The sequence below is a fragment of the Proteiniborus ethanoligenes genome (genome assembly GCF_900107485.1).
Taxonomy (GTDB): Bacteria; Bacillota; Clostridia; order Tissierellales; family Proteiniboraceae; genus Proteiniborus; species Proteiniborus ethanoligenes.
The window spans coordinates 197,595-204,318 of record NZ_FNQE01000002.1; the positions used below are offsets into that span (position 1 = coordinate 197,595).

Sequence of the window (6,724 nt, forward strand, 5' to 3'; positions counted from 1 at the left end):
GTGGGGCAATGATTTTAGTTTGCGACGTAGGGAACACCAATACTGTACTAGGCGTTTTCCAAGGGAAAACACTACTTAAAGATTGGAGAATATCAACTGATAAAAATAAAACATCCGATGAATATGGAATTATTTTAGATCAGTTATTTAAATACAATGGAATAAACATAGATGATATTGAAGGTGTAATTATTTCATCTGTTGTTCCTAACCTGATGCATTCACTGCATGCTATGAGTATAAAATATTTAAACAAGGAAGCACTAATAGTAGGGCCAGGGATTAAGACAGGTATAAATATAAAATACGATAATCCTAAGGAAGTAGGAGCAGATAGAATAGTAAATGCAGTTGCTGCATACGAAAAGTATGGTGGACCAATAATTATTGTAGATTTTGGAACTGCTACCACCTTCTGTGCCATATCTAAAGCAGGAGAGTATGAGGGGGGCATCATATCACCAGGCATAATAATATCTAGTGATGCATTATTCCAAAGAACAGCAAAACTTCCTAAGGTAGAATTGATTAAACCAGAAAAGGTTATCAACAAAAACACAGTAAACAGCCTACAGTCTGGTATAATATATGGATATGTAGGATTAGTAGATTATATAGTGAAAAGAATGAAACTTGAAATAGAAGGAGAAGTAAAGGAAGTAATAGCAACAGGAGGACTATCGACCTTAATAGCTAGTGAATCAGAAACTATAACTAAAATCGACAAATTACTTACACTAGATGGATTGAGGATTATATATGAGAGAAACAAGTAGCTAAGAGCTACTTGTTTTTTATTTGATAAATGTATTAATATGGATATAATAAAGAAATAAGGAACAATAAAATGCATGTTTACAATTTTGAACTTGAATAATTTCATAGTTAAGTTATGTGAATCTCTACTTAGTATTTTATTTAAATCCAAGGGTAAGGAGAGTGAACAAATGAAAATAGGAAATGTAGAAATAAAGAACAGAGTATTTTTAGCCCCTATGGCTGGTGTTACAGATATGATTTTTAGGATAATATGCAAGGAAATGGGTGCTGGACTAGTATATAGCGAAATGGTAAGTACAAAAGGACTTTATTACAATGATGAAAAAACAGAAGAACTAATGATGATAGATCAAGAGGAAAGACCTGTAGCACTGCAAATATTCGGCTCAGATTCAGAGATTATGAAAAAGGTAACATATGACTACATAAATAAAAGAGAAGACATAGATATTATAGACATAAATATGGGGTGCCCAACTCCCAAAATAGTAAAAAATGGGGACGGAAGTGCTCTTATGAAGAATCCAAGACTGGTGGGACAGATTGTAAAAGCCGTTGTAAGTGTATCTGCCAAACCTGTTACAGTAAAGATAAGATCAGGCTGGGATGCATTAAATATCAATGCAGTAGAAATTGCAAAAATAATAGAAGCAAATGGTGCAAGTGCTGTTGCTGTTCATGGAAGAACTAGAGAACAGTTTTATTCAGGAGAAGCTGATTGGCAGGTTATCAAAAAAGTAAAAGAAAATCTTTCTATACCTGTTATTGGTAATGGTGATATATGCTCCCCAGAAGATGGCTTAAAAATAATAAAGGAAACTGGCTGTGATGGAATAATGATAGGAAGAGGATGCAGGGGTAATCCTTGGATATTTAAAAGGACTGTTGCGTTGATCGATGGAGGAGCTCTATTGCCACAACCATCAGAGCCGGAAAGAATAGACATGTGTATAGAACATTTTAAAAGGCTGTGTGATTTCAAAGGAGAGAGGGTTGGAGTTAAAGAAATGAGGAAGCATATAGCCTGGTACATTAAAGGAATAAGAGATTCAGCAGAGATGAGAAATAAAGTAAATAAAATAACTGATAAGGAACAAATGGAAAATGCGCTTCAAAGCTATAAAATATTAGTAAGTAAAGGTTAATTATCTCATTTTAGATAGGTTAATTAACATATAGCTGTAATTCTAAAGAAATCTTTTATTTGGAGGATATTTCTATGAAGAAAGTTGTAAGCATAAGCATAGGTTCATCTAAAAGAAACCACAGGGTACAGACTAATATATTGGGGCAAGAAATACTAATAGAAAGAATAGGAACAGATGGGGATAAAGGCAAGGCAATAGAATTAATAAAGAATTTAGATGGGAAAGTAGATGCTTTTGGGCTAGGTGGAATAGATATGTACTTAAAGTGCAAAGACAAAAGATATACTATAAAGGACTCTATTCCCTTAAAACAAGCTGCAGTTAAAACACCTATTCTAGATGGAACTTTTTTAAAGGACACATTAGAAAGGCGCATAATAAAGCAGGTGGATAAGGAAGGGATAGTAAGTTTAGAAGGGAAAAAAGTTTTAATTACATCTGCCTTAGATAGATATGGCATGGCAGCCGCATTTGAAGAGTCAGAAAGTAATGTTATTTATGGTGATGTAATATTTGCCCTTGGAATACCTTTGAGAATAAGGTCATATAATACCTTATACAATGTAGCTAGGCTATTAGCACCATTAATATTAAGACTACCCTTTGAAATGCTTTATCCTACTGGAAAGGCTCAAGACACTGTATCAAATAGCAAATACAACATATTTTTTCAAGAAGCAGATATTATAGCAGGAGATTACCTTTACATAAAAAAGAATATGCCCATCAATATGGAAGGCAAGATAATAATCACTAACACAATAACGGCAAAGGATGTAGAAGATCTAGAACAAAGAGGAGTCAAATTGCTAGTAACTACTACACCTACCTTCAATGGGAGGTCCTTTGGAACTAATGTAATGGAAGCTATGATAGTAGCACTATGTGAGAAAACACCAGAAAATATGAGCTCGAGAGATTTTGATTTAATACTAGACAAGTTGAATTTTAGTCCAAGGATAGAATACCTTAATGAAGGAAAGAGATCAAAGCTTAACAATAAATATTGAAAGGGGAAAGGTGTGTGTCAGGGTAAATTTATATATATATTAGATCCCCAGGATTTTAATACTTTCATGAAAAGAGGAATATTAAAGTACATACCTGACAAAATGCTTTTATTGTTTAGCAAGAGGATAAAGCCAAGAATTTTGTATAGTCTAATGAGAGATGGAGATGACAGTGTACAAGGATATGTAGCTGGAATTTTTTTAACGTATAAAAATCTAAAAAAAGCAGAATATATATCACAGCTTATATATGCTGTAAATTTAATTAAAAAAGAAGATATGACAAGTATAATCATAGAAAATGTATACACACTAAGTCAAAATGATATTGAGGAAATAGAGAGCAAGTTAGGACTGAAAATTTTGGATGGTAGAGAACAGATTATAGCCTCTACTCTCTATGTCTTAGAAAAAATATCAGATTTAAGAAATCAAAAACTAAATGAAAAGGAGATACTGATAATCAGCGATGATACAGTGCTAACTGAAAAGCTAGTTCTTGACATGGCAAGAAAAACCAAATATTTAACCATTATGAGTAAAGACAAAATGTTCAGTGAAAACTTAGGAAAGGATGTTTTAAATAGTACAGGATTATCTCTTAGCTCAATAGTTGAAATAAACAAATCAATACACAAATTTGATATAGTAATTAATTTAACTTTTGATGTGGCACTAGATATTTATAAGATTAAGAGAAGAGCTGTAGTAATAGATGCAAGCATAGGAAGAAAACTTGAATCCTTAATAGAAAAAAAGAGAATAGATATATTTATAATATCAGATTTTCTATATAGAAATATGAGAACATTTAAAATAGAGCAGGAAGTGTCCATATTTAAAAAAGAAGTTCCTTCATATATATATGAAGGGATTCATAGCCATCATAATTATAGGCCAGTAGCAATTAAAGTTAACGGTAAAACATATAAAATGAAAGAAGCTGTAGATATTTATTTTGGGCGTAGACAAAACAGAACAGTATTTGAAGCAAAATCACAATAACTACTTATATACTCTTGACAATGAATGACTACTAAATTATAATAGTCATCATAAATGAGAGGTCAGCACTGTAAGATACTTACGGTGCTTATTGTTTGACTTGCTATAAAAACAGACATTTTAGAAGTTGACTATAAATTTATTTTGCAAAACATTGAAATAATCTATGTTATAATTTTTTGTAAAGGAGAGAGGGAAATGACTGAAAGAGAGATTTTTTTAACTGCAGAGGGGCTAGCAAAAATAGAAGAAGAATACGAGGAGTTAAAAACAGTAAGAAGAAAAGAAATCGCTGACAGAATAAAACAGGCATTAGCCTTTGGGGATATTAGCGAGAATTCAGAATATGATGAAGCTAAAAATGAACAGGCTCGTTTAGAAGAACGTATTGCCAAGCTTGAAAGGACTTTAAGAAATGCTAGAATAATAGATAATGAGGAAATTTCAGCAGAAGTAGTTAGTATTGGCTCTAAAGTAATGGTTAAAGATATTGAATATAATGAAAAAATTGAATATACAATAGTTGGTTCTGCAGAAGCAGATCCATATGAAGAAAGGATTTCTAATGAATCTCCAGTAGGAAGGGCTTTAATCGGTAGAAAAGCTGGTGAGATAGTAGAGGTACATGTTCCTGATGGAGTTATTCAATACGAAATAATTTCTATTAATAGATAAAGTATCGGAGGCGTATCAAATGAATAATGGGGAAAATAACCTTAATGAATTATTACTCATTAGGAGAGAAAAACTAGAAAACTTAAGATCAATCGGTAGAGATCCATTTTTAGTTGAAAAATATCATATTACAAATCATAGTGCGGAGATCAAGGCAAATTTTGAAGAATTAGAAGGTAAAGAAGTATCTATAGCTGGTAGAATCATGACAAAGAGAGGCCATGGTAAAGCCAGCTTTGCAGACATACAGGATGGTGAAGGCAGGATACAGATTTTTGCTAAGGTAGATATTGTAGGGGAAGAAGACTACGAATTGTTTAGCACATATGATATTGGTGATATAATAGGTGTAAAAGGAGAAGTGTTTAAAACTAAGATGGGAGAGATTTCTGTGAAAGCAACAGAAATCCTTTTACTAACCAAATCACTTCAAATTCTACCAGAAAAGTTTCATGGATTAAAGGATCAAGATTTGAGATATAGACAAAGATATGTAGACTTAATAATGAATCCTGAAGTTAAAGAAACTTTCTTAAAGAGAAATAAGATAATTAAAGGAATAAGAAGGTTTCTAGATGATAGAGGGTATATAGAAGTAGAAACACCTATCCTTACGACCGTTGCTGGAGGAGCTGCGGCTAAGCCCTTCCTAACTCATCACAATACTCTAGATTTAGATATGCAGCTTAGAATAGCCAATGAACTTTATCTAAAAAGACTTATAGTAGGTGGCTTTGATAAGGTTTATGAAATGGGAAAAATGTTTAGAAATGAAGGAATATCAATTAAGCATAATCCGGAATATACAAGCATTGAGCTTTATGCAGCATATGAGGACTATGAATATATGATGGAATTAACAGAAAACATAGTTGCTTATTGTGCAGAAGAAGTAAATGGAACTACAAAAGTTAATTTCCAAGGTGTAGAAATTGATTTTAAACCGCCTTGGAGGAGAGTATCTATGCATGACTTAGTTGAAGAAAAAACAGGCATTGACTTTTATGCCTTTGAAAGTGATGAAGAAGCTAGAAAGGTTGCAAAAGAGAGATTAAACTTAGAAATTGATAAAAACATGACTAAAGGACACATTGTGAATTTAGCATTTGAAGAACTTTGTGAGAAAGACTTAATTCAACCTACCTTTGTGCTTCATCATCCGGTAGAGGTTTCTCCATTAGCTAAAAGAAATCCTGACAATCCTCATATAACAAATAGATTTGAAGCTTTTGCAAACACATGGGAGATAGCTAATGCTTTTTCAGAGCTTAACGATCCTATAGATCAAAAAGAAAGATTTGAAGAACAACTTAGACAAAGAGAGCTAGGTGATGAAGAGGCGCATCCTATGGATGAAGACTTTATCAATGCATTAGAAGTAGGACTTCCACCTACAGGAGGCCTAGGTATAGGCGTAGACAGATTGATTATGCTTCTTACTAACTCTGCATCCATAAGAGATATAATATTCTTCCCTACAATGAAGCCACTAGAAAACAAATAATCAGATAAATATTCTTTCGTTACAACGAGTTTGATAAAAATAAGGCACATATTATGTAAAAACACTTAATATGTGCTTTTTTGTTGCCCTTTGTTAATAATATATTTCATATTGACACAGAACCACACAGGTGCTATAGTAATAATTACCCTAAAAACAAATAAAAATAAAAAACAAATATTAAAACCTAGTTGACATCTTATGAAAAATATGATATATTAAGAAAGTCGTCACCAAGCGACAAAAAGCATTAAAAAAGATTTTCAAAAAACTTTTCAAAAACATGTTGACACGAAAGAATAAAAATGTTAACATAAGAAAGTCGCCTCTTGAGAGATGGCGAGAAGAAAGCCCTTCGGGGAGACAATAAAGTTGGTCCTAAGGGACACAAAGAACTAAAGCCCTTCGGGGAGATAATAAAGTTGGTCTTTGAAAATTGAACAGTGAGAAGCCAGTAAAAAGGTTTACAGTCGAAAGACACAAAAACCAAACAATTTTAATGAGTAGGAAAACTTTAATTTGAGAGTTTGATCCTGGCTCAGGATGAACGCTGGCGGCGTGCTTAACACATGCAAGTCGAACGAGTTACATTAGAGGAAGTT

Annotated in this window: 6 protein-coding genes and 1 rRNA gene; all 7 read left to right on the forward strand. The window is 32.7% G+C overall.

The genetic code is table 11. The features are described 5' to 3' along the window. Positions 1–8 precede the first annotated feature (8 nt). Positions 9–776, forward strand: a complete 768-nt coding sequence (locus BLV37_RS01985; protein ID WP_091726476.1) for a type III pantothenate kinase — start codon at positions 9–11, stop codon at positions 774–776. Positions 777–947: 171 nt separating this feature from the next. Then, the gene (gene dusB / locus BLV37_RS01990; RefSeq protein WP_091726478.1) at positions 948–1,925 is read left to right on the forward strand and encodes a tRNA dihydrouridine synthase DusB; all 978 of its coding nucleotides are present in this window, start codon (positions 948–950) and stop codon (positions 1,923–1,925) included. 74 nt (positions 1,926–1,999) lie between these two features. After that, the gene (locus BLV37_RS01995; RefSeq protein ID WP_091726481.1) at positions 2,000–2,938 is read left to right on the forward strand and encodes a quinate 5-dehydrogenase; all 939 of its coding nucleotides are present in this window, start codon (positions 2,000–2,002) and stop codon (positions 2,936–2,938) included. A gap of 102 nt (positions 2,939–3,040) precedes the next feature. Then, positions 3,041–3,943: a hypothetical protein gene (locus tag BLV37_RS02000; protein ID WP_208975174.1), complete on the forward strand. Its 903-nt coding sequence runs from the start codon at positions 3,041–3,043 to the stop codon at positions 3,941–3,943. A gap of 198 nt (positions 3,944–4,141) precedes the next feature. After that, positions 4,142–4,618 carry a transcription elongation factor GreA gene (gene greA, locus BLV37_RS02005; protein ID WP_091726486.1) on the forward strand — a complete coding sequence of 159 codons (477 nt, stop codon included), beginning with the start codon at positions 4,142–4,144 and terminating at the stop codon, positions 4,616–4,618. A gap of 19 nt (positions 4,619–4,637) precedes the next feature. After that, complete coding sequence (gene lysS, locus BLV37_RS02010; RefSeq protein ID WP_091726488.1) at positions 4,638–6,122, forward strand: lysine--tRNA ligase; 1,485 nt, start codon at positions 4,638–4,640, stop codon at positions 6,120–6,122. A 515-nt stretch (positions 6,123–6,637) separates the two neighbouring features. Then, a 16S ribosomal RNA gene (locus tag BLV37_RS02015) occupies positions 6,638–6,724 on the forward strand; the annotation flags it as partial.